Genomic DNA, 25820 nt, shown 5'->3' with positions numbered 1-25820 from the left:
TTTTTGCATTGGCAACCAGAGTAAGTTATCCCGTGGAAATAAAGATGAAAGCTATAGAAATGAGATTAGCAGGAGTACCTGTGAAAGAGGTTATGGAGCAGCTCGGAATACGGAATAAGACACAGCTAAAGACATGGATGAGATGGAATCGAAATGGTGAACGACATCGTTTGGAGCAGCCGGTGGGTAAACAGTACAGCTATGGCAAAGGTCCGGAGGACTCTTCGGAACTCGAAAAAGTAAAGGCAGAGAACCGATTCTTAAAACAACAATTAGATCTGCTAAAAAAGTACGAGGAGTTGGAGAGGAGGTGGAACCAGAGGCCGTTATTGCCTGGATTGAATCCATTCGAAACGAAGTGACGGTGTCTGAGGCTTGTAGATGGCTCGGAATCGCAAGAACGACTTACTACCGCTGGAAAGCAGCTGTGGGGACAAAGCATACAGACAAACTGGTGGAGAAAATCCGGGAGCTTTGCATCCGTCATAAATTCCGCTATGGGTACCGAAAAATCACGGCGCTCCTTCGGATAGAGCAGAGTATAAATCATAAGCGAGTCCAGCGGATCATGCAGTGTGAGGGGCTTCAGTGCCGCGTGAGGATGAAAAAACGAAAGGTGACTGGGCAATCTGTACACTCCTTTGAAAATCTGCTCAAGCGACAGTTTCATGCAGAAGCACCTCTGCAAAAACTCGTCACGGACATTACCTATTTGCCATTTGGCGGGAAGATGTTGTACTTCTCCAGCATTCTAGACTTGTACAATGGTGAGATTGTGGCTTACAGTATAGCAGATAAACAAGATACCTCTTTGGTGTTGGATACATTAAATCAACTTCCAAAGCAGAAAAAGATGTTGTTGCATAGCGACCAGGGCAGCGTGTATACGTCCTTTGCGTACCAGGAAGCTGTAAAAGGAAAAGGCATTACCATGAGCATGTCCCGTAAAGGAACGCCCGCTGATAATGCCCCCATTGAATCGTTTCATTCCACTCTAAAGTCTGAAACGTTCTACCTCGAAGATCTCACATCTACAACGACTGCAATCGTTGTAAAGACCATTCGAGACTACATCATTTACTATAACTCAATTCGAATTCAAGCGAAACTAAATAACCAGTCACCGATGGATTTCCGGCGACTGGCTACTTAAACTTGTAAGGTGTTTTGATCCCTGTCTCACAAACGGGGGTCAGTCCCTAATCCTGAATTAGAGCTTTTTATATATAGATCTTAGTTAAGCTGTAGCCTCTACCCGTTTACAACCTCGCCACCATTTACATGAATAACCTGTCCAGTCACATAGCTAGAATCATCGGAGGCTAGGTATACATATGCCGGAGCCAGCTCCTCTGGCTGTCCCGGACGCTTCATAGGCTGTGTACCCCCGAACTCGCTAACCTGCTTCGCATCAAAGGTAGACGGGATAAGCGGTGTCCAAATTGGACCCGGAGCAACACCATTTACCCGAATGCCTTGCTCCGCCAGATTCGTAGATAAGGAACGTGTGAAGCTCAGAATCGCTCCTTTTGTTGAAGAATAGTCCAGCAATTGTGGGCTACCGCGATAAGCGGTAATCGATGTCGTATTGATGATAGCAGATCCTGCTTTTAGATGAGGCATAGCCGCTTTGGTCAAATAAAACATCGCAAATATGTTCGTTCGGAATGTACGCTCTAGCTGCTCGGAAGTAATATCTTCAATCTTAGCTTGCGGATGCTGCTCCGCCGCGTTATTGATGAGAATATCCAGTTTACCGAGGCCCTCTACCGTCTGTTTAATTAGATCCTTACAGAAGGATTCCACACCAATATCTCCGGGAATTAGAATACATTTGCGACCTTCCTGCTCCACCTGACGTTTCGTTTCCTCTGCATCAGAGTGCTCATTCAGATATGAAATCACTACATCAGCGCCTTCTTTAGCAAAAAGAACAGCAACAGCCCGTCCGATTCCACTGTCTCCTCCAGTGATAAGCGCCGCCTTACCCTCCAGCTTACCTGCTGCTTTATAATTAGCCGGCTCATATTTCGGCAACGGCTTCATTTCGCTTTCAATTCCTGGCTGATGATGCTGCTCTTGCGGGGGTAAGGTTTTGGTAGCTTGCTTATTGTTTGACATAATCCCTATCTCCTCTCGTTAGCAATTGATAGTTAACTGATCGTCTTAGGATGGCTCAAGTATTAATGTTTATACGTACTTGCCCAATTTCTCAAACCACTTTTCGATAAGTTCTTACCACGCTGCAGATAGAATCAAACAATCTGAAGTTCATTTAAACACAAAAAAAACCACTCTCCATTACGGGAGTGGGCTCATCGTGATTCAGATTAAATGATGTCGTTAAAAACCATAAAGAATACCATGAGCAGCAATGACACTGACAGCAGCGCACTAAGCGTACGCAATTTGCCTGTTTCTGCTTTAACATCGCGGTTCTCACGAATTCCAGCAGCTGCAAGGCGCAGTGGCTTGCTCATAATACCGCCAAGTGCAAACATAGCTAGTAGCAATACAACAATAATAATCATCCATGCTACAGAATAATCACCTTTGGTCATCATGTAACCACCTGTAAGTAGTTGAATCACTAAACCGTACTGTGCAAAGCGGTTAAATCCAGTAACTGCACTTAACGTACCTTCTTTTGCTGCAGGTGACAATTTTTCAGCACGACCGATGATGAAAGGCAATACAAGGTAAAATCCTAGTGCCAGCGTCCCTATCATATGTAAGAAAAACAAAACGTTCCAATCCATATCATATCTCCTCCAATTTAACTGTGATAATAGTTACATCTTATTATACCCATAATAATAGAATAAGAAAAGCAACATAGGTGACCATTCTTTGAAGTTGTTGATAATAAAAGAGAGAGTCCTTAAGCCGTTTCACGGCCTTTGGGACCCTCCCCTTACTTCTACACAAATTTACACAGATAATAAAGCTGTTACCTCGCGTACGGATTCAGCGGACTTATCCAAAGCCGCTCTCTCCTCAGCCGTAAGCTCCAGTTCAAAAATCTTCTCAATCCCATTCGCACCAAGAAGAGCTGGAACACCCAGAAACAGATTGTCATAACCATATTCGCCTTCAAGCATGGCAATAACCGGAATGATTCGTTTCTTATCCTTCAAGATAGCTTCCGTCATTTGAACCAAAGAGGCTGCAGGCGCATAATACGCACTACCGTTTCCTAGAAGGTCAACGATTTCTCCGCCACCCACACGTGTTCGTTTCACAATCTCCTCGATACGATTCGCAGGAATCAATGTATCGATTGGAATGCCTCCGACACTAGAATAACGTACGAGCGGTACCATATCATTGCCGTGTCCGCCTATTACGAAACCTCGTACATCTTCAACGGATACGTTCAACTCTTGTGCAATAAAAGTGCAATAACGGGCTGTATCCAGCACGCCGGATTGTCCAATAACGCGATTCTTCGGAAAACCTAGCGCTTCAAATGCAGCATAAGTCATTGCATCTACCGGATTACTCAAAATAATTACGATAGATTCAGGCGCTACATGTCTTATGTTCTCGCATACCGACCTAACAATTCCTGCATTGATATTCACAAGATCGTCGCGGCTCATCCCAGGTTTACGGGCAATCCCTGCAGTGATAATTACAATATCAGAATCTACAGCATCTTCATAACTTGAGGTCCCGGTAATATGACTGTCGAATCTCTGCACAGGACCTGCTTCTTGCATGTCCAGCGCCTTACCCTTGGTTGGGTTCTCCATTTGCGGAATATCGAGCAGCACAACGTCACCAAGTTCTTTCTGGGCTAACATAAGAGCTGTAGTAGCGCCGGTAAAACCGGCGCCTACCACTGTAATTTTATAACGCTTGATTGCCACAGATTCGCCTCCTAGAAATGATAAAGGTAAGGCTAATATGATCTGGCAAATCTAACTTATAGGTGGTTAATAATTTCGTCTGCAAATGCGGAGCATTTCAGCTCAGTTGCACCTTCCATCAGACGAGCAAAGTCATAAGTCACGGTCTTATTGTTAATAGCCGTTTCCATCCCTTTATAAATCAGGTCCGCTGCTTCCTGCCAGCCCAAGTGCTCCAAGAGCATTACGCCGGACAGAATAACAGAACCAGGATTCACAACGTCTTTGTCAGCATATTTAGGAGCTGTACCATGGGTAGCTTCAAAAATAGCGTGGCCAGTAATATAGTTAATGTTCGCTCCAGGAGCGATGCCGATGCCGCCGATTTGTGCAGCAAGTGCGTCGGACAGGTAATCCCCGTTCAAGTTCAACGTAGCAATAACATCGAAATCAGTTGGACGAGTCAGAACTTGTTGCAGCGCGATATCCGCAATTGCATCCTTGATAATGATTTTGCCAGCAGCTTCAGCATCCTTCTGAGCAGCATTAGCGGCAGCCTCACCGTCACGTTCCTTAATCACATCATATTGACTCCAAGTGAAGACCTTATCTCCGAACTCTTGCTCAGCTACTTCATAACCCCAGTTTTTGAAGGCACCTTCAGTGAACTTCATGATGTTTCCTTTGTGAACAAGCGTTACGCTCTTACGTCCATGCTTGATCGCATATTCAATTGCAGCGCGCACCAAACGCTTCGAACCTTCGGAGGATACCGGTTTGATACCAATACCAGAAGTTTCAGGGAAACGGATTTTGTTAACTCCCATTTCTTTTTGCAGGAATTCGATGACTTTCTTCACTTCAGCAGAGCCTTCTTGATATTCAATCCCTGCATAGATATCCTCTGTATTCTCACGGAAAATAACCATATCCACCAGCTCAGGACGTTTAACAGGAGAAGGAACACCTTGGAAATAACGAACTGGACGCAGACATACGTACAAATCCAATTCTTGACGCAAAGCTACATTCAATGAACGGATACCGCCTCCGATTGGAGTAGTAAGTGGTCCCTTGATCGCCACAAAATATTCGCGGATTGCTTCCAACGTATCATTTGGCAACCATTCACCATATGTATTGAAAGCTTTTTCGCCAGCAAATACTTCGTACCAAGCGATTTGCTTAGTACCACCATAAGCTTTAGTTACTGCTGCATCAAGTACGCGCTTGGAAGCTTTCCAAATATCACGGCCTGTGCCGTCACCCTCGATAAAAGGAATGATTGGATTATTCGGAACTTGTAGTTTTCCTTCTTTAATCGTGATTTGTTCGCCTTCTGTAGGTAGATCGAATTTTTCTAGTTTCAACATTTGAGTGTATTCCTCCTAAAGTTTTGTGGGATTTAAATAGCATTGACAAGCATCGAACAAAACTCTCATCATCATTAAATCAAAAATTTAAAACACTATTGCTAGGGTTCATTCTACTAAACATTAGGAGCAGCCTGCAAGGCTGCCCTTCTATCTTTCGTCCACTGGAACGTATTTCTGTTCAATCATACCTGTGTATTCTGCACGTGGCCGAATAATCCGGTTATCTGTATATTGCTCCAGAATATGTGCAGTCCAGCCTGAAGTCCGGCTAATTGCAAAGATAGGAGTGAACAGCTCACGTTCAATACCCAACTGTGTATAAACTGACGCCGAATAGAAATCAACATTCGGTTTAAGTCCCTTTTGCCCGGTAATCAATTCCTCAATATTTACGGACATATCGTACAGCGTAGTATCATTCTTCATCGTGCCAAGTTCCAAAGACATTTTCATCAAATGCTTTGCACGTGGATCACCATTCTTATATACTCGATGACCGAAGCCCATGATCTTCTCACGGTTATCCAGCTTCTTACGGATATAAGGTTCAACCGCTTCCAAACTTCCGATCTCCTCTAGCATCTTCATAACGGCTTCATTCGCCCCACCGTGAAGCGGGCCTTTGAGCGCACCAATAGCGGAGGTAACCCCGGAATAAATATCCGATAATGTCGCAACCGTAACCCTGCCTGCAAAAGTCGAAGCATTCAGCTCATGGTCCGCATGAAGAACAAGTGCGGTATCAAGTGCTTTGACAGATACGCTGTCCGGCTCTTTTCCCCACAGCATATAGAGGAAGTTCTCAGCAATAGAAACGCCTTCTTTCGGAGCCACTGGTTCAAGCCCTTTGCGAATACGCGACAGTGCCGCCACAATTGTTGGGAGTTGTGCCTGCAGTTTTACCGCCTTAATCTCGTTCGCTTCTCTGCTCATATCGTCAGCCGCTTCATCATAGAGAGCCAGGCTTGATACAGCCGACCGCAACGCTGCCATGGTGTTGGCGTCTTTTGGATAGAGCTTCATTTGCTCGATTACCTGCTCAGGAATCTGTGCAAAAGCACTGAGATCCCGCTTGAGTGCTTCCAGCTCTGGCGCCGTCGGCAGACTGCCGAACCATAACAAATAAGCTGTTTCTTCGAAGGTAGCATGTTCTGCAAGTTCATCAATATCATAACCGCGGTAAGTGAGTACACCATCCACAATAGAGCTAATGGATGAAGTTGTTGCAACGATACCTTCCAAGCCTTTGGTAGCTGTCATAGCATATCTCTCCTTTGCCAACAAGGTATAAAAACAATCTTCACTTCAATGAAAACATTTCCAATTTAAAGCATTATAAAATCTAAAAAGTGCGTTAAAAAACATTTCTGTCAGGAATGCTGAATGACCAACATACTCGTATCTTTATTCATCATACTGGATTTTGTCGGTTATGTGAACAATGTGGAAGCTTTGCAGCGCATCAAATGATTTTATCAGAGAGATAGAAAAAAACTTCTAAACCCCTGATTCAATATTGCCATTTCAGTTTAGAGATTCCGGCCCATTCTAATATTTATCCTATATTCTAGTCTTTAAATAGGTTCTATGAATATATATGAAGACGAGCTCTTATTCCCCTGTATGTGCAGGAATGAAGAAGGTGTGGTCTCAGTATGGATCGTTTGGTATTAAAAAGGCTGCTGCGCGGCCTATGGGTCGTTCTGGCTACTTCCATCCTCCTGCTGGCAATCTATCTATTGCTTCCGCTGTTATACCCGCTGCTGCTCGCTTGGCTGCTCGCCTATATCATGCATCCATTAGTGCTTATTCTGAAAGGCTTCAAATTACCAGGCTGGTTGGCGGTATCGCTCGCTCTGTTATTTTACATAGGTGGAATCGCACTGGTCCTGACCGCGATGATTACAAGACTCGTTAAAGAATTAATCGTCCTGCTTCAGACCTTTAATCTCCACACCGACCAATGGAAAGATCTCCTGATGTCCTTAAGCCAGAATGCAAGCTTACAGAATATCATCAACCAAATTAATCAATTCTACCGCGACAATCCTGACTATCATGCTACGATTGACAGCAATATCAGCAGAACAACGGAAACCGTAGGATACGCAGTCACTCAAGTAGTCACAGGATTTTTTAATGTAATATTGAAACTGATCTCCGCACTTCCTAGTATGGGTACAATTCTTATCGTGGTTGTTCTTGCTGCCTTTTTCATTAGTACAAGTTGGGAGCGTCATAATGAGAAATTCACAAGCTGGCTGCCAACAGCATTCCTAAAGCCTGTATCTGATATCTGGAGAGATTTACGCAGAGCGCTTTTCGGTTATCTCCGCGCTCAGGTTATCCTGATCTCTATCACAGCGATCATTGTTGTGATCGGGCTGTTGCTGCTGGGCGTGAAGTCCGCGTTTGCTATCGGCTTAATGATTGGCTTTGTGGATCTGCTGCCTTATCTCGGTGTGGGAATTGTGATGCTGCCTTGGGCGCTGTACTCTTATATGACGGACAATCTGGCACTGGGAATCGGACTCTCCATACTCTATGCCGTTATCCTTATTACCCGGCAGGTGCTTGAGCCAAAAGTGCTCGCGAGCAGCATTGGACTTGATCCCCTTGCCATGTTGATTGGCATGTTCGCCGGCCTGCAATTATTCGGTATGCTAGGGCTAATCATCGGACCTGTTGTTCTTGTTATCCTTGTTGCCTTTAACCGTGCCGGCGTATTCCGAGCTTTACACAGCTACATTGTTAGCGGCCGATTAAGATAGGAACCCATAATTATCAATTCGCAAAATAGCAAACAGAGCGGGCCCTTCGTCAATGACAGGGGTCCGCTCTGTTATTGTTGTGAACAGGATTCTAACGACGGTAAAAGGTGAAGGTGCCATTCTTCATCTTCTTCTCAATCCACTTCAGCAAAAATATACGGTACAAAGGCCGAGTCAATGGAAAAACTAGCGTGAACCCGACAATATCGGTTACGAAGCCCGGCAATATCAGCAGCAATCCTCCAAAAAAAATACATAAGCCGTCCAGCATCGTCCGACCAGGAACACGGCCCTCCTGCATATGTGTTTTGCTATCCTGAAGCACCTTCTTACCTTCAAAACGCATCATTAGCAGGCCGATTACCGAAGTGGTCAGCATAAGCAGCAGTGTTTTGAATGCTCCAAGTTGATCTGCTACGTAGATAAAACCGAATAATTCCACAGCAGGAATAATAAATAGTCCAGCCCATAACCATTTGCTTCTAATCATACTGAACTCCCTTCTTCCCGCAGCGCCTCTTTTATTGCGTGAAAGAGCTCTGGAAGGGCTCTATCCAGCCTGGCAGGCCTCCATTCCCGGTTCACCCAAACATGACTTGTCGTGCCGGTAACTAACAGCTCCCCAGGTGGATCCATCGACCGCAACTCCCCTAAAGTAGCTACTAAATCTTCTGAATTTCTACCTTCTTCTTCCGAAAGTCTCCGCACTTGATACTCAAATACGACTCTTAACGCTGAGAAAGTAATCATTCGCGCATACACGGTGATAAGATCATCATATCGCGCCGGACTTTTAAATTGCAAATCTGCTGAAGTGACAGGAAGTAAGACACCTTGTTTCTCAAGTTCACGATAAGTAAAACCAACCTGACGGAACATCTCTGTACGACCGGACTCAAACCAGTTCAAATAATTCGCATGATACACAACGCCCATCTGATCACTTTCCTGATATCGAACACGCAAGGTCGACTTATACCATCGGCTGGGTAAGCCAGCTCGCTCTAATTCCATCTAAAAATACTCCTTTCGGCATAGCAGCAGGGGAGCATTTAAGCCTGAACCCCTTCTGAAGGTAACGTTGTTGTTGATAATTTGCGCCGAGAGCTTCTGGCAACATAGAACAGCAGCATTGCGCCTGCGATAGAGCTCAACATACAAGACAGATTCATTACTTCTACCCCGCCTTGATTAAGCAAAAATCCATTCAGTAAATTACCGACAATGCCAGCAAAACCTGAGAACACCATATTAAATACACTTTGACCAGTGGCCTGCATCTCGTTAGAAGTGATCTGAGATACATATTCGACTGCAGCAATATAAAAGAACCCAAACGAAAGACCGTGCAGCACCTGCACACCGATCATTACTGATGGATAAGGAAAAGCAACCTGAATACCCCATCGCAAAACATAAATAAGGGCCCCAAGGAGCAAGGTACGCTCACGCCCTAGCTTCTTGATCACCTTAGAAGCAAACAGCATGGAGGGTACATTAGTCACCGATGCGAGAAAAAGAGCAATCCCTGCATAGCGAGTGGAGCCTCCAACCGATTGAAAAGCGATTACAAAATATGTACCAAAGGCAGTCATCGTCTGATTCACAAGAAAGCTGCCGCCCAAAAAAGCAAGGAAGACCCGATTCCCCAGCAGTTGTCTTACCCCCTGAGTAAACGATTGCCTCATCATATGATTCTCTTCCGCCTGCTTCGGCAATGTAAACGCAATAAGAACCGCAATCACATTAAAAAAGAGAAAAGGCAGCCATATCGTGGATACAGAGAAGGTGGATACATACACTCCCCCTGCATAAGCTCCCAGAGCCGCTCCAATGCTCATCATAAGCCGAATGCTACCATAAGTGGCCCCAGCTCTATTCGCCGCTGAGATCGCGTAAGAATCGGCTATAGGAGCCTGTGTAGAAGAGAAGATCGTTGAGCACGTATACACCAGAAGGAGCACAATGAAATATTCCGAACGATAAAACACGGCTAATAAAGCCGGAACCGCCACACTTAGGATTAGTACTAAACGTGTCTGATTATACCGATCAGAGATAATCCCCCACATCGGCTGAATGGTGATCGCTATTAGCGTACCTGTTGCCATTAGTATACCTATCTGTCCGCTATTAAGTCCATTGTGGACCAAGAGCAGCGAAAGATAGGAGCCAAATGAACCTCCGGCCAATCCTAAGAATAGATAAAAGCCGCGCAGCTTCGATAGTTTTTCCATTTGTGCTAAAAGTCCTCTCTAACTTCTTAATTAAGTATAAATGCCTTCGGCCACTTATAAGGACGGTATACGTTTAAGCGATAACTATAGGCTCATAAAGTATGGAGCTTAATATTTTTATATTTTAACAGAATACCCGTACTTCCTATGTAATCATCGCATTTAATATAGCAGTACTATAAAGGCGGTGGACAAGTTGAGCATAAATCATAATCCTCTCATGGTAAATCATCCCTGTCTAACAGACAAGTCTAATGCGAGCAATAAACAGAGCTCAGCCTTCGGCTGGTCATCTAAGAACTGGAGTGGCTACACTGTTACTGGCAGAAAAGGCGCTTTCAACCGCATTTCCGGTGAATGGATCGTCCCATACGTTAAACCAACCTACAAATCCACCTATTCCTCTGCATGGATTGGCATCGACGGATTCAAGAACAGCAGCCTTATCCAGACGGGAACAGGTCATGAATTCGTAAATGGGATTGCCCGTTACTACGCCTGGTGGGAAATCCTGCCTGACGCTGAGACTGTAATCTCTTTTCCAGTATACCCGGGAGATCATATGAAGGGTACTATCACGAAAATAAGCCACACAAAATGGTCTATCACACTCCGAAATTTAAGCCGAAATTGGGCCTTCCGAACGCTCCAGCGGTATACCGGTCCACAAACGTCCGGCGAATGGATAATGGAGGCTCCCGAGGTCGATGGTTCCATCGCAAAGCTGGCCCGCGTCTGTACAACCTATTTCAATTGCTGTCGAATTAACGGAAAACGGCCTAGGTTAACTCTTTCTAACGGAGGGATCATGGTCCAGAATAACATCACCGTTGCGGTTCCTTCCAGTCCAAGCCATCGAGGGGACTCTTTTAGCGTCAAACGTATAAACTAACAGTTTGAATGGATTCAAGTAAAAAAAAGCTGCCTCACTTGTAGGTTTTCACTACATCTGAGACAGCTCTTATATTTTAAAATATATACTACGAATCAGGCAAAGCCAGTCGAGTACTACTCGATTGTGCTTACTTTTACCAAGTTAGTGGAACCGGAACGTCCAAGTGGAATTCCTGCAGTAATCACAACTAGGTCGCCAGCATGAACCAGACCGGAATCCTTACCACCTTGGATTGCTGTTTCAAGCAATTCATCTGTGGAAGTAGCTACTTTACCGAATACTGGTGTTACGCCCCAAACGAGGGACAATTGACGCATAGTTCTTTCTTGTGTCGTAACAGCAATGATTGGTGCTTTAGGACGGTATTTGGAAACAACGCGTGCAGTATGACCTGTAACCGTCGAAGAAAGAATAGCCTTAGCGTTCAGATCCAAAGCGGAAATTGCAACGGATTGGCTGATCGCTTCTGTAACTGTAGTTTCTTGTGCAGTTTGTTGTTTCGAGAAAATTTCATGGTGATCCAGTGCGGACTCCGCTTTCTCAGCAATACGGGACATTGTAAGAACGGATTCTACTGGATATTTACCAGCAGCAGTTTCTCCGGAAAGCATGATTGCATCTGTTCCGTCGAAAATAGCGTTTGCTACGTCACTTGCTTCAGCGCGAGTAGGACGTGGGTTACGTTGCATAGAATCCAGCATTTGTGTAGCTGTGATTACTGGTTTGCCAGCAACGTTACATTTTTGAATCATCAATTTTTGAGCCAAAGGTACATCTTCAGCTGGGATTTCAACACCAAGGTCACCACGAGCAACCATCAGGCCGTCGGAAGCTTCTAGAATTTCATCAAGGTTGTCAACACCTTGTTGGTTTTCGATTTTGGAAATGATTTGAATGTGAGAAGCGTTGTTTTTCGCAAGCAGCTCACGAATTTCCTGAACGTCGCTAGCTTTGCGAACGAAGGAAGCGGCGATAAAATCGATGTCCTGTTCGATACCGAAAAGAATATCGTTGGTGTCTTTTTCCGTAATACCCGGCAAGGAGATGTTTACTCCTGGTACGTTAACGCCCTTTTTGCTCTTGATCGTACCACCGTTTACAATACGGGTCTTGATTTCTGTACCTTGAATGTCGACAACTGTCAAACCAATTAGACCGTCATCAATAAGGATAGTGGAGCCTACTTGAACATCATTAGGAAGCTCGCTGTACGTGATGGAAATACGTTCTTGGGTGCCAAGGATTTCTTCCGTAGTTAGTGTCAGGTACTCGTCCTGAACTAGTTCAATCGGTTCTACTTCCAACTTGCCTGTGCGAATCTCCGGTCCTTTTGTATCGAGCAGGATAGCAACAGTTTTGTTCAGTTCCTTAGATGCTTGACGGATCGTTTTAATCCGAGCACCATGCTCTTCAAAATCGCCGTGGGAGAAATTCAAACGGGCCACATTCATACCAGCCAAAATCAATTTTTTGATATTCTCCAACGATTCACTCGCAGGTCCGATCGTACATACAATTTTACTTTTCCGCATTAGGTTTTCCTCCGTTTTTTCGTTCTCTCTGTCTCACTTTTTCCAACTACAAAATCTACTACAAGGCTAACTAATTAAATAGGAACTTTGTCACATGTGCCTTTAACTACGCCCTTATGAATATTACTGCAACTTAGACACAAAATCAATGTTGTAGGCTCTTTTAGATGTAATTTGAGCTCGAATTATCTGAACGCACAAAAAAAATTAAAATAATCCCGGCATTGCGTCGAGATTATTTTAATTCCAATAAAATGTATAATTTACACTTAATTCAATATGGTCCACTAAGTATGGTTATATGTCTTAAAGTGCAAATGGCAACACCCTTCTTACACTTCAGATTCCACTTCTTCTTCAAGGAAAATCTGCTCCTGCTGGGCTTCAGCAAACTCACCGATTTTACGGAATTTACGGTAACGATCTTCTTTCAGCTCCGCACTATTCAGAGAAATCAGCTCCTGCAAGTGACGCCATAACGCATCCTTAATTGCAGCTGCTGTAGCCTCGTAATCACGATGTGCGCCACCTTTTGGCTCAGGAACAATCTCTTCAACGACTTCCATTTCAAGCAGATCAGATGCCGTTATCTTCATGGCTTCCGCCGCTTGATCAGCCTTCGAAGCATCCTTCCATAGAATCGAAGCAGCCCCGTTAGGAGATATTACAGAATAGATGGCATGCTCCAGCATAAGCACTCTGTTACCCACTGCCAGTGCTAGTGCGCCGCCACTTCCGCCTTCTCCGATGACAACACAGATAACAGGAACACCAAACTGAGACATTTCACGCAAATTACGCGCGATCGCTTCAGACTGGCCTCTTTCCTCAGCTGTATTGCCTGGATATGCGCCTTTCGTATCCACGAAGGTAATAATGGGACGTTTGAACTTGTCCGCTTGCTGCATCAGACGTAGCGCTTTACGGAAGCCTTCAGGGTGTGCGCTGCCGAAAAAGCGTAAAATATTTTCTTTCGTATCTTTACCGCGTTGCTGGCCAATGACCGTAACCGGGACGCCGTTCAGCTTCGCGATACCGCCTACAATAGCTAGATCATCCCCAAACATCCGATCTCCGTGCAGCTCAATAAAATCTGTGAAGATCTGTCCCATAAGATCAAGTGAAGTCGGACGACCTTGATGTCTGGCTAGATGCATTTTTTGAGAAGGAGAGATATTAGAATACACTTCCTCCTCAAGCACACGGTACCGTTCTTCCAACCTTGCTACCTCATCCGTAAAATCAATACCCTTCTCTTCGCCAAACTGCTTTAGCTCGGCAATTTTCTTGCGCATTTCAACTAGAGGCATTTCAAAAGGCAACTCTCCTGCCAACCTAAAATCCCCCTTTCACATCATGCAATTCCAAAATTTTGGTCAGTGTAGCGCGCATTTCTTTACGGTGCACAACCATATCAATCAAGCCATGCTGCAGATTAAATTCAGCTGTCTGGAAATCATCCGGAAGCTTCTGGCGAATCGTCTGTTCAATGACTATACGTCCTGCGAAACCGAATACCGCTCCAGGCTCTGCAATAATAATATCGCCAAGACTAGCAAAACTTGCAGAGACTCCGCCGGTTGTCGGATCTGTAATTATAGAAATATAAAGGCCGCCCACCTCATTAAAACGAGCAAGGGCTGCACTGGTCTTCGCCATTTGCATAAGGCTTAAAATACTCTCCTGCATTCTCGCTCCGCCTGAAGTAGAGAAAATAAGGAGTGGAAGCTGCTTCTCCGTGGCTTCTTCAATCGCCCGGGTAATCTTCTCACCTACCACAGATCCCATACTGCCGGAGAAAAATTCGAAATTCATCACAGCTACGATCACTGAATGTCCGCCAATAGATCCCTGTCCCGTAATCACGGCATCAGTTTGTCCCGATTTTAGTTGCTGCTGCTCCAGTTTAGAAGCATAACCCGGGAATTTCAGCGGATCTATGGAATACATTTCACTGTCAAACTCAATAAAGCCCTCTGGGTCTAACGTCATAGCAATACGCTCAACAGCATTCAAGCGCAAATGATGACCACAAGTAGGACATACTTTTAGATTCTTTTCCAATTCCTTGCTATACTGGATCGTTCCGCATTTATTACATTTACTCATTAATCCTTCTGGAATTTCCCGTTTGGGGCGTTCGCCTTCTGCAGGCTCGCCGCTTCGCTCCAGACGTTCTGAAGGAATAGTCGCGTACTTCCGTTTCTTCTGAAATAAATCTTTGAACACACCCGCACCTCTTCAGCCGTTTATTTGCGTTATGCAGCTTGCCGCTGTCATGACTTTTCTCTTGATAGAAATTCAGGGATGCAGAATAAGATTAAGGACTTCCTGTACTTCCTCCAGTTCACCCGAAGGAACCAATATCTCAAACTGCTGCTTGGACATATTGATTGGACGGCATTTTACTAAAAAACCTTCTTCAGTCAGCTTACTCTTAATCATATCCGCCACTTTGGCGGTCGGCGCGATATATATTACCGTCCACATGCCTTGCAAGGCCTCCCCAATCTTAATTCCCAGCCGTATCCCGTATAATGGAATTATGATAACACAGTTTTCTTTTTTCCCGCAACAGGCGTAGGGCAAAGGAAGCAAGACTGAGGAACTCGTTCAAACGAAATAAATCGAGTCATTTATTCCGTGTCCGTGACTATAGGATATACTTTTGCTCCTTCATGCCGATGAGCAATTCTAGCAGAAGCAGCTGCAGCGATACCCGCCACAAGGTCATCCAAGAACACATGAATACTCCCCTTATCATCGTTCAATTCACCGATGATTCCAAGCTTTATTTTGTCCAAGTACCCAAATCCTGTAAGTCCGATCATCCCATATACCCCTGTGATACCAAGGGCTAGAGTCTCGTCCGCACCATAAAGTGATTCATCCGCCTCCATAACTGCCTGGAGCGGCTGCGGAAGCAGTCTTTTTTCTGCCAGTTCATCAAGTGCGATCCCCGTCATTAACGTGTACTGCACTTCTCTTTTTCCCAGAACAGATTTCACACTGGAAAGGCATTCTTCCTTGGATAAACCGGGATAATAAACAGATTGTAAAATATATACGATCTCAGCAATAGAAGAAAGTGATACGCCTCTACGTTCCAACAGATCGACTGCCATTTGATAGGACATGATGTCATTCCCCTTTCCGCCCAGGGATTCGCCCTGTGGTTTCCTAATGTATGCGGAAAAGGATAGAATTGTTCTTATTTTATTCTTACGGTACCTGCTCCCAGCATAGACTCGATAGCCGCGAACAGCTCCTGAGTAGGTTTGATCCGGTAGTTATCGCTAAGGGCCAGGAGCTTCTGATCCCGTTCGTAGAACAGAATCGTCGCTACTGGGCCTGGATGATTCTGCAGCAGCTCCTTCAAGCGCGACAGCTGCGCAGCATTCTCGGCGGCCGGCGTGATCTTGATAAAGACACGCTGGCCTGAGACCGGCGCTTGCGCAGCGGCCGGTGCAGGTGTTGCAGGCGCAGCTGCGCCGCCTGCAGGTCTGCCCGCGGGGCCAGTGGCGGCCCCGCTAGCCCGCGAAGCAGGAGCGCCGCCGCGCGGCGGTGCTCCTGCTGAGGCCGAGCGTCCCGCGCTATAAGAGCGGGACGCGGCGGCACTACGGCGCTGCAGCAGGCCGCGGAGTGTCTCCGCGGAGAGCAGCGCCACTTCCTCGGCCAGCAGCTTGAAGCCTTCGTCCTCCTGCTGCACCTTGGCGCGCAAGGCTAACAGCGCGCCCTTGGCAATCAAGCTGCGGCTTCGCTTCCACACCTCGGGGAAGAGCACGACTTCGCAGCGTTCGATCTGATCTTCCCATTCGATGAAGGCCATCGATTTTCCTTGCTTCGTCGTAATTTCCTTCACGGATACGACCATGCCGGCCGTAACCGTCTGACTCTCATCTGCGGCTTCACCGAGGTCCATCAGCCGCTGTATACCGGGCTCCTCAAGCAGCTCAGCGCTATCGTCGAGCGGGTGACCTGATAGATACAGCCCCAGCAGCTCACGTTCCATCTCCAGCTGCTGTCCTACTGTGAACTTAGGGATATCCGGATAGCGAATCTCCCAGTTTGGCGTTTCCACCAAATCGTCGAACAACTGGATTTGCAGCTCATCCCGCTCCTTGCGCCATTTCAGCGCGGCGTCAACGGTCTCGTCCAGCATAGCGAGCAGCTGGGCTCTATGACCCGGCAGACAGTCAAAAGCTCCTGCCTGCAGCAAAGACTCCACTACCCGCTTGTTGCAGACCCGCAGATCGACTCGTCGACAGAAATCGAGCAGACTGTCGAACGGCCGCTCCTTACGGACCGACATAATATTCTCCACTGCTAACGTTCCGACATTCTTAATCGCCGCGAGCCCAAAGCGGATATGCCCTGTTCCCGTTTCTTCCCCTGGAACCGGGGTAAACAACACGCCGCTCTCGTTCACATCCGGCGGTAACACGCCGATGCCCGTGCGGCGGCAGTCCAGTACATACTCCGCCACCTTACGGTGGGTGCCCATTACAGCCGTCAGCATAGATGCCATAAACTGTACCGGATAATGCGCCTTGAGATATGCCGTCTGGAAAGCCAGCACACCATAAGCCGCCGCATGCGCACGAGGGAAACCATAATCGGCAAACCTTACAATCATATCATAAACGGCATTCGCATCCGCTTCGTTATATCCTTGCTGCAAGCTCCCCTGTACAAAATGGCTGCGTTCCTTATCCAGCGTCTCACGTTTCTTCTTAGAGACCGCTCGCCGGAGCAGATCCGCTTCACCAAGCGAGAATCCGGCCATAAGCGAAGCAATCTGCATAATCTGTTCCTGGTACACAATAATCCCATAGGTATCCGCTAATATAGATTTCAAATCAGAATGTGGGTACTCTACTTCAATCTGGCCGTGCTTTCCTGCTATATATTTCGGGATAAATTCCATTGGACCCGGACGATACAGCGCTAGAACCGATACGATATCTTCAAAACCATTAGGCTTCAAATCCTTCAGCACACGTCTTACACCCGCCGATTCCAGTTGGAAGACCCCAGTCGTCTCCCCTGCACCTAGCATTTCATACGTAAGGGGATCATGATCTGGTATCGTTTTGAAATTCGGAACACTGCCACTCATTTCTTTAATCGAATTCATACAGCGTTCGATAATCGACAAAGTACGCAAGCCCAGAAAATCCATCTTCAACAGCCCGACACTCTCCAAATGCTCCATAGAGTACTGAGTTAAAGCTGTGCTTTCGTTACCTTCCTGGAGGGGTACAGCATCAGTTAGCGGACCTTTGGAAATGACAACCCCGGCAGCATGTGTCGAAGCATGACGAGGCATTCCTTCCACTTTCATTGCCATATCCAGCAAGCCCTTGATCTTCGGATTACTGTCATATAGCGCTTTAAGATCTGGAGTAGTCTCTAGTGCTCTAGCGAGGCTGATGCCTAGTTGTCCTGGGATGAGCTTGGCAGCTTTGTCTACCTCGTTATAAGGTAAATTCAGCACCCTGCCCACATCACGAACCGCAGCCCGTGCAGCCATGGTTCCAAATGTAATAATCTGTGCCACATGTTCTTTGCCGTATTTCTCCACCACATAAGCGATAACCTCATCACGGCGTTCATCACTAAAATCGATATCAATATCCGGCATCGTGATCCGTTCTGGATTTAAGAAACGTTCAAAGAGCAAGTTATACTTAAGCGGATCAACATCCGTGATTCGTAGGGAGTAAGCGGTAAGACTCCCCGCGGAGGAACCCCGGCCCGGTCCTGTAGCAATCCCCTGACGATGACAATAAGCGATAAAATCCCACACAATTAGAAAATAATCGCTAAATCCCATACTCTCGATGACACCAAGCTCATAGGCAAGACGCTTCTCAGCAGTCTCTCTTTGCTCAGGCGATACCCATAGTGGTGTGTCAATATATCGTTCTTCAAGCCCCCTAAAGCATAACTCACGCAAATATGCAGCAGAGTCCATACCTTCCGGAATCGGTGAATAAGCAGGCAGAATATGTTGACCGAAGGTAAGCTCCAGATTACATTTTTCTGCGATCAGTAGCGTGTTACTAATAGCATCAGGCACATGCGGGAATAACGCCGCCATCTGTTCACTGCTTTTTAAAAATAACTGATCTGTTCCGATCTTGAGCCGTTCCTCATCATCCACAGTTTTACCTGTTCCAATACAGATCAGAACATCCTGTACCTCTGCATCTTCCTTAGCTAAATAATGAACGTCATTCGTAGCTACGAGTGGGATATCACAGGCCTTGGCAAGTGCGATCAGCTTCGGATTTACTCGCTTTTGCTCGGAAATTCCGTGATCTTGAAGCTCCAGGTAGAAGTCTTCGCCAAAAATCTCCTTATATCGCAGCGCAGCCTTTCGCGCTTCATCATCTCTTCCATGCAACAGATGCTGCGGCACTTCGCCGCCTAGACATGCACTAAGGCATATGATCCCCTCCGAATGAGCGGCCAGAACCTCCATATCAATACGAGGTTTATAGTGATGGCCTTCCAGATGGCCGATAGAGATCAGCTTCATCAGATTCTTGTAGCCGGTTTCATTCTTGACGAGCAGAATCAGGTGATAAATCGGTTGATCTTTGCGACTGCCCCGCTCTCGGCGAGAGCCTGCGGTTAAATAAGCTTCACAGCCGATAATCGGCTTGATTCCATTCTCTTTACACGCTTTATAAAAGGGGATCGCCCCATACATCACTCCATGATCCGTAAGCGCCAGCGACTTCATGCCGTATTCGCCGGCCCGGCGCACGAGATCGGTAATGCGCGCCGCCCCGTCCAGTAAACTGTATTCGCTGTGCACATGCAAATGCACGAAAGGGCTCATCATCCCACTTCCTTTCTACTACAAAAATCAAACATAAATAGTTGTTCAAAAAGTCCGCTTTTGATCACGAAGTAACCCAAGAAGCTTACTCAACATCGAATATTGAATTCAGGCGAAATTTCCGGTGTTCACGTAGCTTCCGCTACGACCGCTCCTCATTTTCTACCCTCTTTCAATCTTCCCGGTGCTGAAAGCCGTACTTTTTGAACTCGCACTATAAGATGAAACTATTTTATCATATTAAAGGGGGACCCGCCCATAGAATGGATTAAGAGCACATGGACAGGCAACGTTTATAGATGCCTCGTCCGGGAAGGGGCCTTTATGAGCATTTTTATGAGCAAAGCGATCCTCGATTTCTTTATCGCCTTCGGCATCGTACTTGGCGGAGCTATGGTCGGTGGAATCGGCGCCGTTGTCTCCCTGCAACCACCGACGCAAACGATGCTAGATGTAGCAGACCGGATTAAAATATGGGCACTTGCCGCCGCTGTAGGGGGTACTATGGACCCTTTACGGGTCATTGAAAGCAACATGATTGGGGGCAACCTTTCCCCTGCCATCAAGCAAATCATGTATATTGCCTTCGCTTTTCTCGGAGCCCATATGGGCAGTGAGCTAGTAAAATGGGTGTGCGGCAGGGGGTAACGACAGTGAGAGTTCCACCATTCAGTCGTTTTCGTAGATTCACTCAAATTTCCGCTATATTCATGCTAGGGATCGTCGTGGGAGCCGTCATATACAACGCCATATACCATGTTGGATATAATGTGTTATGGCTGAATAATGCAGACCTGCGTGTACAGATCGAGCAATATCAAGAGGATATTAAAACACTCAAAAAATATAATAATACCTCTACGGTAATCAGAGAAATCAAAATTCGATCGGAGGAAAGCAAAGCCCAATCAGAAGGCTCAAACCCAGTTGACCCCGTAACTTTAAAATTAATACTTAGCGAAATACGATCAGATCTGGAACCGATGCGCGGCCGCAGCATGTTCGATATTGACACAGACAGTAAACTGGTTAGGCTGCTGCTGGATGGTAAACTTTACATTGTGCGTGAGAAGGAATACTCTGTCAAAATCCGGACGATGCTCGTCATGGAAGGCGTTTTGCAAATCTGGGTGGAAATCAGTCCTTTTAAGCGCAACTAACAACAATCGTATGATACAATAATGGACAGACAAAAGTGGAAATTACTTCAAGGCTTTTGCACGACATGATAAAGGAGCTGGCTGTCCATGGTTTTATTTATCAAATACTTATTGTTTATCCTGCTGGTGGTCTTTGTAATCGGTGCCGCTGTGTACAGCTTATCCTCTCGCCGTGCCTTAAATCCCCGAGTTAAGGGGCTAAAACGCTCCGTTATGAATGTGATGCTGGGCGCAATGCTCGTAACGCTGTCCCTAATTTCCATGTTTCTGTTTCGCGGCTCCACCGTTAATATTATTGTTGAAGCTGCCTTTCTTCTGATCGGTGTGTTCAACATCTTCTCAGGACTGCGTAGCTATAGCTATTACAGCCGCAGCCAAGAGCAGCATCAGTCGAAAGCCTAGGCTTTAGTCTTCATAGGATTGCAAGAATAAAATAGACTACCCTCATTATTATCCTCGAGGGCAGTCTATTTAGCATGTTTATCACTCGTCGTGTCTTAGCCGTGGTCAATGGATTGCAGCATTAGAACAGCTTTCGCTACCAGGGTATCTGAATAGCTGATCTCTATTTCTAGCTTACAAGTACGGCGACTAATCTCGAGCAGTCTCGGCATTACAATAATCGCGTGTTCGATCTGTACTGGCCGGATAAAATAGGTAGACATATTATCTAAGACATAGTCATTTCCTGTTATATCCTTAGCAGCCTTAAACGCTGAGAGCGTCATTAGCGTAGACAAGACACCTTCAGAAATGGTTCCTAGGTCAGTCGCCATCTGAGGAGTAATGAAGCCATGAAAAAACAATCGTCCCTCTTCATCCCGCTCATCCGCAAAGCCGTTCCAGATGAGATGATCGAAGGTCTCACCAAGCTGTGGAGTGTTACGGACATCTCGCAGACTTTGCAGCACTTCTTTACGAGTTAGGGAGCCCACCAATTTGCGGTTACGGTCTACAATAGGTAGGAAATCGACGCCTTCCCACATCATGATCTGCGCAGCTGAGGCTAGTGAGGTATGCAGTGCAGCGGTAACCGGACTCCGAACCATAGCCTTTTCAATACTTTGCCCTTCTGTCAGGTCCTCTACTTCACGTCGTCCGATAATGCCAATCACTCGGTTCCATTCATCCGTAACGGGAAAACGTTGCTCTCCAGTCTCCTCTGAAATCTGCCGCAGCTCACCGACGGTGCTTGAAATTTTCAACGTATTCAGACGCGGTTTGCTGTCGACAATATCCTCTACAAGCATGATTTTTTTCTTAATCAATCTATCAAAAATGGCACGGTTAATCATTGATGCCACAGTAAACGTGTCATGTCTTGATGAAATGATAGGGAGGTCCAGCTCGTCCGCTAACGCCTTAACTTCACGGCTTGTCCCGAAGCCACCTGTAACGAGAACTGCCGCACCTTGCTCTAGCGCCAAAGAGTGAACATCATCACGGTTACCTACAATGAGCAGGCTGTCTGCGTCTATATAACGAATCATCGCGTCGACCTTCATCGCACCGATTACATATTTATGAAGATGCTTACTCAGTCCGCTAGCCCCGCCAAGAACATGACCCTCAACAATATCAACCACGTCCCCAAACGTCAGCTGTTCAGAAATGTTACGAGGCTTTTTTTCTACACGTACTGTACCAATCCGTTCCTTCGTGATGACAATTCCAAGATTCTCAGCTTCCTTCACTGCACGATATGCAGTTCCCTCGCTGACTAACATTTCTTTTGCAAGCTTACGAACAGATATTTTGGAGCCTACCTTAAGACTTTCAATATGCTGCAGCAGTTGCTCGTGTTTAGTAATTGCATCGCCTTGACCTTCCAACTGTTACACCCCCGTACTCCGATCTGTACTATACTGTACTCATTATACACGGAGAGAATGGCACAGTACAACCGATTCATAAGCATCGGATTCGAATTTAACTGCCCGCACACAATCTATAATCAAGGAAATTATTACAATATATTAGATCTGATAATCGCTTGAAACACCTACTTTGCCAAATGGGATAATTCTGCAGACGCTATAAACTTCACGTGATATCCGTTTCCTTTATTTAGCAACCTTTTCCTCTTTTTTATAGTCTGAGAGTTAGAACATGCGTAAAGGAGAAATGCGAATATGAACAAGATTGCTTTAATACTTTTTACCATTATTTTGTTTTTAATAGGACTGGTCGGCTGTGGAAATACGGGAACCGAAGTCAAACAAACAGATCGAATAGAGCTGGATGCACAAAAAATAGTTTCCATTAATTTAATAGAAAAAGATCATCCAGTGGCGACTATCTCTGAAGCATCCTCCTTCAAACGATTCGTTCAAGCTATAACTACTGCTGAATATGATAAAGGACAACTAGATATTGCTCCCGGCGATTACAGAACCACTGTGAACATGAAGGATGGCATAAGTTATGAATTCTCTTTTTGGATTGGCGAAAGTAACAGTGGATTACTCATTCAATCCGGACAAATGGGCCACTATCGTCTGTCAGATACCAGCAAAAAGGACCTGTTGGACTTGTATCAATCGACTCTTAAAGAAGATAAGAACTCTCCAGCAGACTCTATTAACCCACAGCCCCCTAATGTTCAAGTTACTGTTGGCGGTGAGCAGTTCGATGCCATTCAAGGCTCTTATTGCTGGAACGAGTATGGTAAAGGCGTGTGTGTAGATGTAGCTTCATACGATCAATTGGTTACCAAACAGAAGGTACATCCCAAGGCCATCAGCCGCGATCAGGTAGGACTCAAATTCTCATCTGCACCCAAAGAAATAGAGGTTATGGCTTCATTTCCTGGTGAGGAACGTCCGGACGAAGCTCTTTCCGTAGAAAATAACAGTTTTCAACTCGCAGCAGGTAGCGGAAAACATCTGTATATAATCCAAGCAAGATGGCCTCAGGGGAGCGCCAGTTATGTATTTGAAGTTGAGTGCTCGTCATCGGTCAGTAAAAAGTAATCCGTTTGTTAGACAAACTGGGTAGAAAATAGAGAATAGACTCTTAAGAAAAAAAGGAAAAATATGTTATACTGTATTAGTGAAGGGGGATGACTTTATGCAATTTCTTTTTATACTCGCGGTTCTCGTTCCGGCGGTGTGGTACTACGCGGCTCTTGGTAAACGAATATCTGCAGAAGAAAAGAAAGCTGGAAAAGATCTCTCAGATGAGATCAATCCTTTTACAGGTGCACGATAAATTTAATCCCCCTGCGTTCGCGGGGGGATTCTTAAAGCCCACTGGCTTTAGCTAGTGGGCTTTTTCCGGGATTCTAGGGCATTTATGCACCTCTTTACGCTAATTCGACGCTTGTTCTGGGATTCTAGGGGATTTATGCACCTCTTTACGCCATTTCAGCGCTTTTTCCGGGAATCTAAGGCATTTATGCATCTCTTTTTGCCAGCCTGGAGCTTTTCCCCTGAAACTCAAATCTAGTCACTAATGGATGCAACCCCACTTCTATGATCTTTGTGTAACTCTAGTTTCTTCATTCCATTTGGACTGCCATTGTTCCAGTTTTGCTTTTCGCACAGCTTCTAAACGCTTGGTCTTCTCCTCATCAACACCAATTATGAAATGCAGATGTGCCGCAATGACCATAAAGGCGAAAAGTGACCAGATCACTCCAAAACCAAATACCCAACTAGGCCCATTCGCTAGCGATAACTTCGGCAGAGCATACAAAAGCATGGCCAACGCCAGCACCAGATAGACACCATGTTTAAACTTGTTTCTTTTTCTCATTACTAACAACTCCTTCGCAGACAAGATATTCGATTGAATCTATATCTCTACTCTATGAACTTGAAGTCCTTAATATGAGACAAGTCCACAAAAATATACTTTTACTCAAAAAAATATAAAATAGTACGCATTTATGTAGCTAGCAAAGCTTATATATGAGATGATAATTTCATTTAGGGGGCGATTTAGTCTTGAATACAACTTATACTCATACCGAATACATAATTCGAAAAAAGGTATTTTCGATCATGGGTGCGAAACTTCATATTTATGATAATACGGAGCAACTTGTACTCTATTCACAAATGAAAGCATTCAAGCTGAAAGAGGATATTGCGCTGTATACGGACGAGAGCATGAATAAGGAGCTATTGCGAATCAAAGCCCGCAGTGTGGTCGATTTTAGCGCAACTTATGATGTGCATGATACGGAGACTGGCGAGCACATCGGTGCACTGCGCCGTAAGGGACTCAAATCTATTTTGAAAGATGAATGGATGATTCTCGATCGTCATGATCAGGAAATCGGAAAAATCAAGGAAGATAGCACCGCGATGGCTTTACTCCGCCGCTTTATCTCTATTATCCCTCAGAAATACAATATCGAGATGGATGACACAACGATTCCGGCCTTCAAACAGAACTTCAACCCATTCGTTACAAAAATCATGGCTGACTTCTCCGAAGATCCCAAGGGAATGCTTGATCGCCGCCTAGGTTTGGCTGCTGGTATTCTTCTTTGCGCAATCGAAGGTAAGCAAGATTAGTTAGTTTACTCCTACGCTAGTCACAAGAATAAAGAGGATGTTTCCAATGCCAAATGGCTTCGGGAACATCCTCTTTAGATTGAACTGATGAAACTTTTCAAGCGAGTGCTCGCTTAATAAAAGCGTTTATTCGCCATACAATTGCGACAAGCTCTCGGTAATGATCTTGTTTACATCCTCGATTACAACGCTCAGACGGCGTTCTGCATCGAACAGACGGCGAATCCCAAGATTCATGTTAAGCACCTCGAATAATTTCTCCATTTTCTCCATTTCTTCCTGTGGAGGCATATCTCCGCTCATCATCCGTTGTTGAAGCTCCATTTGGCCGTTGCGGAAATTGTCGAGCATTGCTTTGGCATCTGGATCTGTTTCCACCAGTTTCATCGCATTGGTGATATCTGCTACCTCAGTGCTTTCTTTAATGGCTTTCGCCAGTTCATGTGCTTTGTCGTGAATACTCATTATAATTCCTCCTAAAAGTTTTGTTAGCATTCGCTTCCTGGCTTACTTCGTACAAAACTCGCCTCGGAAGCTTACGCTTAAGTTTCCAAATATTGATTCATCCCATGCTTGTTTCGCTTCTTGGATCAGACTTATTAAATGATGTGGCAAGGTTTTTAAA

The 25820-nt window shown here is 45.5% G+C and carries 26 protein-coding genes; 9 read left to right on the top strand and 17 right to left on the bottom strand.

Going from position 1 to position 25820, the window contains the following annotated elements:
* The first annotated feature begins 8 nt into the window (after positions 1 to 8).
* Positions 9 to 1153, top strand: a protein-coding gene (locus tag R50345_RS09375; RefSeq protein WP_156114702.1) for an IS3 family transposase whose coding sequence is annotated in 2 segments (ribosomal slippage) — positions 9 to 297 and positions 297 to 1153 — 1146 coding nt in all. Because the reading frame shifts where the segments join, the coding sequence is not laid out codon by codon here.
* A 98-nt stretch (positions 1154 to 1251) separates the two neighbouring features.
* Here the strand turns inward: R50345_RS09375 and R50345_RS09370 are convergent.
* The 5 genes from R50345_RS09370 to citZ form a co-directional block, all read right to left on the bottom strand.
* A complete protein-coding gene (locus tag R50345_RS09370) occupies positions 1252 to 2121 on the bottom strand; it encodes an SDR family oxidoreductase (protein ID WP_042125991.1) in 870 nt (289 codons plus the stop codon).
* Between the two features lie 209 nt (positions 2122 to 2330).
* A complete protein-coding gene (locus R50345_RS09365; RefSeq protein WP_042125989.1) occupies positions 2331 to 2759 on the bottom strand; it encodes a hypothetical protein in 429 nt (142 codons plus the stop codon).
* A 171-nt stretch (positions 2760 to 2930) separates the two neighbouring features.
* Positions 2931 to 3872, bottom strand: a complete 942-nt coding sequence (gene mdh, locus R50345_RS09360) for a malate dehydrogenase (RefSeq protein WP_042125987.1) — start codon at positions 3870 to 3872, stop codon at positions 2931 to 2933.
* A gap of 56 nt (positions 3873 to 3928) precedes the next feature.
* The gene (icd, locus tag R50345_RS09355; RefSeq protein WP_042125986.1) at positions 3929 to 5224 is read right to left on the bottom strand and encodes an NADP-dependent isocitrate dehydrogenase; all 1296 of its coding nucleotides are present in this window, start codon (positions 5222 to 5224) and stop codon (positions 3929 to 3931) included.
* A gap of 150 nt (positions 5225 to 5374) precedes the next feature.
* Positions 5375 to 6487: a citrate synthase gene (citZ, locus tag R50345_RS09350; RefSeq protein ID WP_042125985.1), complete on the bottom strand. Its 1113-nt coding sequence runs from the start codon at positions 6485 to 6487 to the stop codon at positions 5375 to 5377.
* A 395-nt stretch (positions 6488 to 6882) separates the two neighbouring features.
* Here citZ and ytvI point away from each other — a divergent pair, with 395 nt between their 5' ends.
* Positions 6883 to 7998 (top strand): sporulation integral membrane protein YtvI, encoded by a 1116-nt coding sequence (gene ytvI / locus R50345_RS09345; protein ID WP_042125983.1) that lies wholly within the window; start codon positions 6883 to 6885, stop codon positions 7996 to 7998.
* A gap of 91 nt (positions 7999 to 8089) precedes the next feature.
* On the opposite strand, the gene R50345_RS09340 is transcribed toward ytvI, so the two are convergent.
* The 3 genes from R50345_RS09340 to R50345_RS09330 are packed head-to-tail and all read right to left on the bottom strand — an operon-like array spanning position 8090 to position 10235.
* Complete coding sequence (locus R50345_RS09340) at positions 8090 to 8488, bottom strand: FxsA family protein (protein WP_042125981.1); 399 nt, start codon at positions 8486 to 8488, stop codon at positions 8090 to 8092.
* Positions 8485 to 9012: an acyl-CoA thioesterase gene (locus R50345_RS09335; protein WP_042125978.1), complete on the bottom strand. Its 528-nt coding sequence runs from the start codon at positions 9010 to 9012 to the stop codon at positions 8485 to 8487. Before R50345_RS09335 ends, R50345_RS09340 begins: the two co-directional genes overlap by 4 nt.
* Before the next feature lie 38 nt (positions 9013 to 9050).
* On the bottom strand, positions 9051 to 10235 hold the full coding sequence (locus tag R50345_RS09330) for an MFS transporter (protein ID WP_042125976.1): 1185 nt from the start codon (positions 10233 to 10235) through the stop codon (positions 9051 to 9053).
* Positions 10236 to 10455: 220 nt separating this feature from the next.
* On the opposite strand from R50345_RS09330, the gene R50345_RS09325 reads away from it, so the two are divergent.
* The gene (locus tag R50345_RS09325) at positions 10456 to 11127 is read left to right on the top strand and encodes a G1 family glutamic endopeptidase (protein ID WP_052414795.1); all 672 of its coding nucleotides are present in this window, start codon (positions 10456 to 10458) and stop codon (positions 11125 to 11127) included.
* A gap of 116 nt (positions 11128 to 11243) precedes the next feature.
* On the opposite strand, the gene pyk is transcribed toward R50345_RS09325, so the two are convergent.
* From pyk to R50345_RS09295, 6 genes are all read right to left on the bottom strand, one after another.
* The gene (pyk, locus tag R50345_RS09320; protein ID WP_042125972.1) at positions 11244 to 12662 is read right to left on the bottom strand and encodes a pyruvate kinase; all 1419 of its coding nucleotides are present in this window, start codon (positions 12660 to 12662) and stop codon (positions 11244 to 11246) included.
* Positions 12663 to 12994: 332 nt separating this feature from the next.
* Positions 12995 to 13996: an acetyl-CoA carboxylase carboxyltransferase subunit alpha gene (locus R50345_RS09315; RefSeq protein WP_042125970.1), complete on the bottom strand. Its 1002-nt coding sequence runs from the start codon at positions 13994 to 13996 to the stop codon at positions 12995 to 12997.
* A gap of 1 nt (position 13997) precedes the next feature.
* Positions 13998 to 14891 carry an acetyl-CoA carboxylase, carboxyltransferase subunit beta gene (accD, locus tag R50345_RS09310; protein WP_042125968.1) on the bottom strand — a complete coding sequence of 298 codons (894 nt, stop codon included), beginning with the start codon at positions 14889 to 14891 and terminating at the stop codon, positions 13998 to 14000.
* Between the two features lie 72 nt (positions 14892 to 14963).
* The gene (locus tag R50345_RS09305) at positions 14964 to 15152 is read right to left on the bottom strand and encodes a hypothetical protein (RefSeq protein WP_042125966.1); all 189 of its coding nucleotides are present in this window, start codon (positions 15150 to 15152) and stop codon (positions 14964 to 14966) included.
* Between the two features lie 146 nt (positions 15153 to 15298).
* Entirely contained in the window at positions 15299 to 15799 is a 501-nt protein-coding gene (locus R50345_RS09300) for a phosphatidylglycerophosphatase A family protein (protein WP_042125964.1), read from the bottom strand.
* A 74-nt stretch (positions 15800 to 15873) separates the two neighbouring features.
* Positions 15874 to 19512, bottom strand: a complete 3639-nt coding sequence (locus R50345_RS09295) for a DNA polymerase III subunit alpha (RefSeq protein WP_042125962.1) — start codon at positions 19510 to 19512, stop codon at positions 15874 to 15876.
* Between the two features lie 324 nt (positions 19513 to 19836).
* On the opposite strand from R50345_RS09295, the gene R50345_RS09290 reads away from it, so the two are divergent.
* From R50345_RS09290 to R50345_RS09280, 3 genes are all read left to right on the top strand, one after another.
* Positions 19837 to 20160, top strand: coding sequence for a YtrH family sporulation protein (locus tag R50345_RS09290; protein WP_042125960.1), 324 nt, complete (start codon positions 19837 to 19839; stop codon positions 20158 to 20160).
* A 5-nt stretch (positions 20161 to 20165) separates the two neighbouring features.
* A complete protein-coding gene (locus R50345_RS09285) occupies positions 20166 to 20672 on the top strand; it encodes a sporulation membrane protein YtrI (RefSeq protein ID WP_042125959.1) in 507 nt (168 codons plus the stop codon).
* Positions 20673 to 20759: 87 nt separating this feature from the next.
* On the top strand, positions 20760 to 21074 hold the full coding sequence (locus tag R50345_RS09280; protein WP_042125957.1) for a YtpI family protein: 315 nt from the start codon (positions 20760 to 20762) through the stop codon (positions 21072 to 21074).
* Positions 21075 to 21169: 95 nt separating this feature from the next.
* On the opposite strand, the gene R50345_RS09275 is transcribed toward R50345_RS09280, so the two are convergent.
* Entirely contained in the window at positions 21170 to 22504 is a 1335-nt protein-coding gene (locus R50345_RS09275; RefSeq protein WP_042125955.1) for a DRTGG domain-containing protein, read from the bottom strand.
* Positions 22505 to 22804: 300 nt separating this feature from the next.
* Between R50345_RS09275 and R50345_RS09270 the strand changes: the two genes are divergently transcribed.
* Positions 22805 to 23644 (top strand): YhfM domain-containing protein, encoded by an 840-nt coding sequence (locus R50345_RS09270; RefSeq protein WP_042125954.1) that lies wholly within the window; start codon positions 22805 to 22807, stop codon positions 23642 to 23644.
* A gap of 97 nt (positions 23645 to 23741) precedes the next feature.
* Complete coding sequence (locus tag R50345_RS31655; RefSeq protein ID WP_167348493.1) at positions 23742 to 23882, top strand: hypothetical protein; 141 nt, start codon at positions 23742 to 23744, stop codon at positions 23880 to 23882.
* 261 nt (positions 23883 to 24143) lie between these two features.
* On the opposite strand, the gene R50345_RS09265 is transcribed toward R50345_RS31655, so the two are convergent.
* The gene (locus tag R50345_RS09265; RefSeq protein ID WP_042125953.1) at positions 24144 to 24428 is read right to left on the bottom strand and encodes a hypothetical protein; all 285 of its coding nucleotides are present in this window, start codon (positions 24426 to 24428) and stop codon (positions 24144 to 24146) included.
* A 191-nt stretch (positions 24429 to 24619) separates the two neighbouring features.
* Between R50345_RS09265 and R50345_RS09260 the strand changes: the two genes are divergently transcribed.
* A complete protein-coding gene (locus R50345_RS09260; protein ID WP_042125952.1) occupies positions 24620 to 25195 on the top strand; it encodes an LURP-one-related family protein in 576 nt (191 codons plus the stop codon).
* A 126-nt stretch (positions 25196 to 25321) separates the two neighbouring features.
* Here the strand turns inward: R50345_RS09260 and R50345_RS09255 are convergent, their stop codons facing one another.
* Positions 25322 to 25660, bottom strand: a complete 339-nt coding sequence (locus R50345_RS09255; protein ID WP_042125949.1) for a YlbF/YmcA family competence regulator — start codon at positions 25658 to 25660, stop codon at positions 25322 to 25324.
* Positions 25661 to 25820 lie beyond the last annotated feature (160 nt).

The organism is Paenibacillus sp. FSL R5-0345, from assembly GCF_000758585.1.
Taxonomy (GTDB): Bacteria; Bacillota; Bacilli; order Paenibacillales; family Paenibacillaceae; genus Paenibacillus_AQ.
The sequence above is the reverse complement of the archived record's forward strand: the minus strand, read 5'-3'. Positions and strand labels throughout refer to the sequence as shown.

Coding starts and splice junctions, on each gene's coding strand:
- R50345_RS09300 (WP_042125964.1), bottom strand. CDS start 15,799: ATGTCCTATCAAATGGCAGTCGATCTGTTGGAACGTAGAGGCGTATCA.
- ytvI (WP_042125983.1), top strand. CDS start 6,883: ATGGATCGTTTGGTATTAAAAAGGCTGCTGCGCGGCCTATGGGTCGTT.
- R50345_RS09290 (WP_042125960.1), top strand. CDS start 19,837: ATGAGCATTTTTATGAGCAAAGCGATCCTCGATTTCTTTATCGCCTTC.
- R50345_RS09305 (WP_042125966.1), bottom strand. CDS start 15,152: ATGTGGACGGTAATATATATCGCGCCGACCGCCAAAGTGGCGGATATG.
- icd (WP_042125986.1), bottom strand. CDS start 5,224: ATGTTGAAACTAGAAAAATTCGATCTACCTACAGAAGGCGAACAAATC.
- R50345_RS09270 (WP_042125954.1), top strand. CDS start 22,805: ATGAACAAGATTGCTTTAATACTTTTTACCATTATTTTGTTTTTAATA.
- R50345_RS09255 (WP_042125949.1), bottom strand. CDS start 25,660: ATGAGTATTCACGACAAAGCACATGAACTGGCGAAAGCCATTAAAGAA.
- R50345_RS09335 (WP_042125978.1), bottom strand. CDS start 9,012: ATGGAATTAGAGCGAGCTGGCTTACCCAGCCGATGGTATAAGTCGACC.
- R50345_RS09265 (WP_042125953.1), bottom strand. CDS start 24,428: ATGAGAAAAAGAAACAAGTTTAAACATGGTGTCTATCTGGTGCTGGCG.
- R50345_RS09340 (WP_042125981.1), bottom strand. CDS start 8,488: ATGATTAGAAGCAAATGGTTATGGGCTGGACTATTTATTATTCCTGCT.
- citZ (WP_042125985.1), bottom strand. CDS start 6,487: ATGACAGCTACCAAAGGCTTGGAAGGTATCGTTGCAACAACTTCATCC.
- R50345_RS09280 (WP_042125957.1), top strand. CDS start 20,760: ATGGTTTTATTTATCAAATACTTATTGTTTATCCTGCTGGTGGTCTTT.
- R50345_RS09295 (WP_042125962.1), bottom strand. CDS start 19,512: ATGAGCCCTTTCGTGCATTTGCATGTGCACAGCGAATACAGTTTACTG.
- pyk (WP_042125972.1), bottom strand. CDS start 12,662: ATGCGGAAAAGTAAAATTGTATGTACGATCGGACCTGCGAGTGAATCG.
- R50345_RS09330 (WP_042125976.1), bottom strand. CDS start 10,235: ATGGAAAAACTATCGAAGCTGCGCGGCTTTTATCTATTCTTAGGATTG.
- R50345_RS09325 (WP_052414795.1), top strand. CDS start 10,456: ATGGTAAATCATCCCTGTCTAACAGACAAGTCTAATGCGAGCAATAAA.
- R50345_RS09365 (WP_042125989.1), bottom strand. CDS start 2,759: ATGGATTGGAACGTTTTGTTTTTCTTACATATGATAGGGACGCTGGCA.
- R50345_RS31655 (WP_167348493.1), top strand. CDS start 23,742: ATGCAATTTCTTTTTATACTCGCGGTTCTCGTTCCGGCGGTGTGGTAC.
- R50345_RS09370 (WP_042125991.1), bottom strand. CDS start 2,121: ATGTCAAACAATAAGCAAGCTACCAAAACCTTACCCCCGCAAGAGCAG.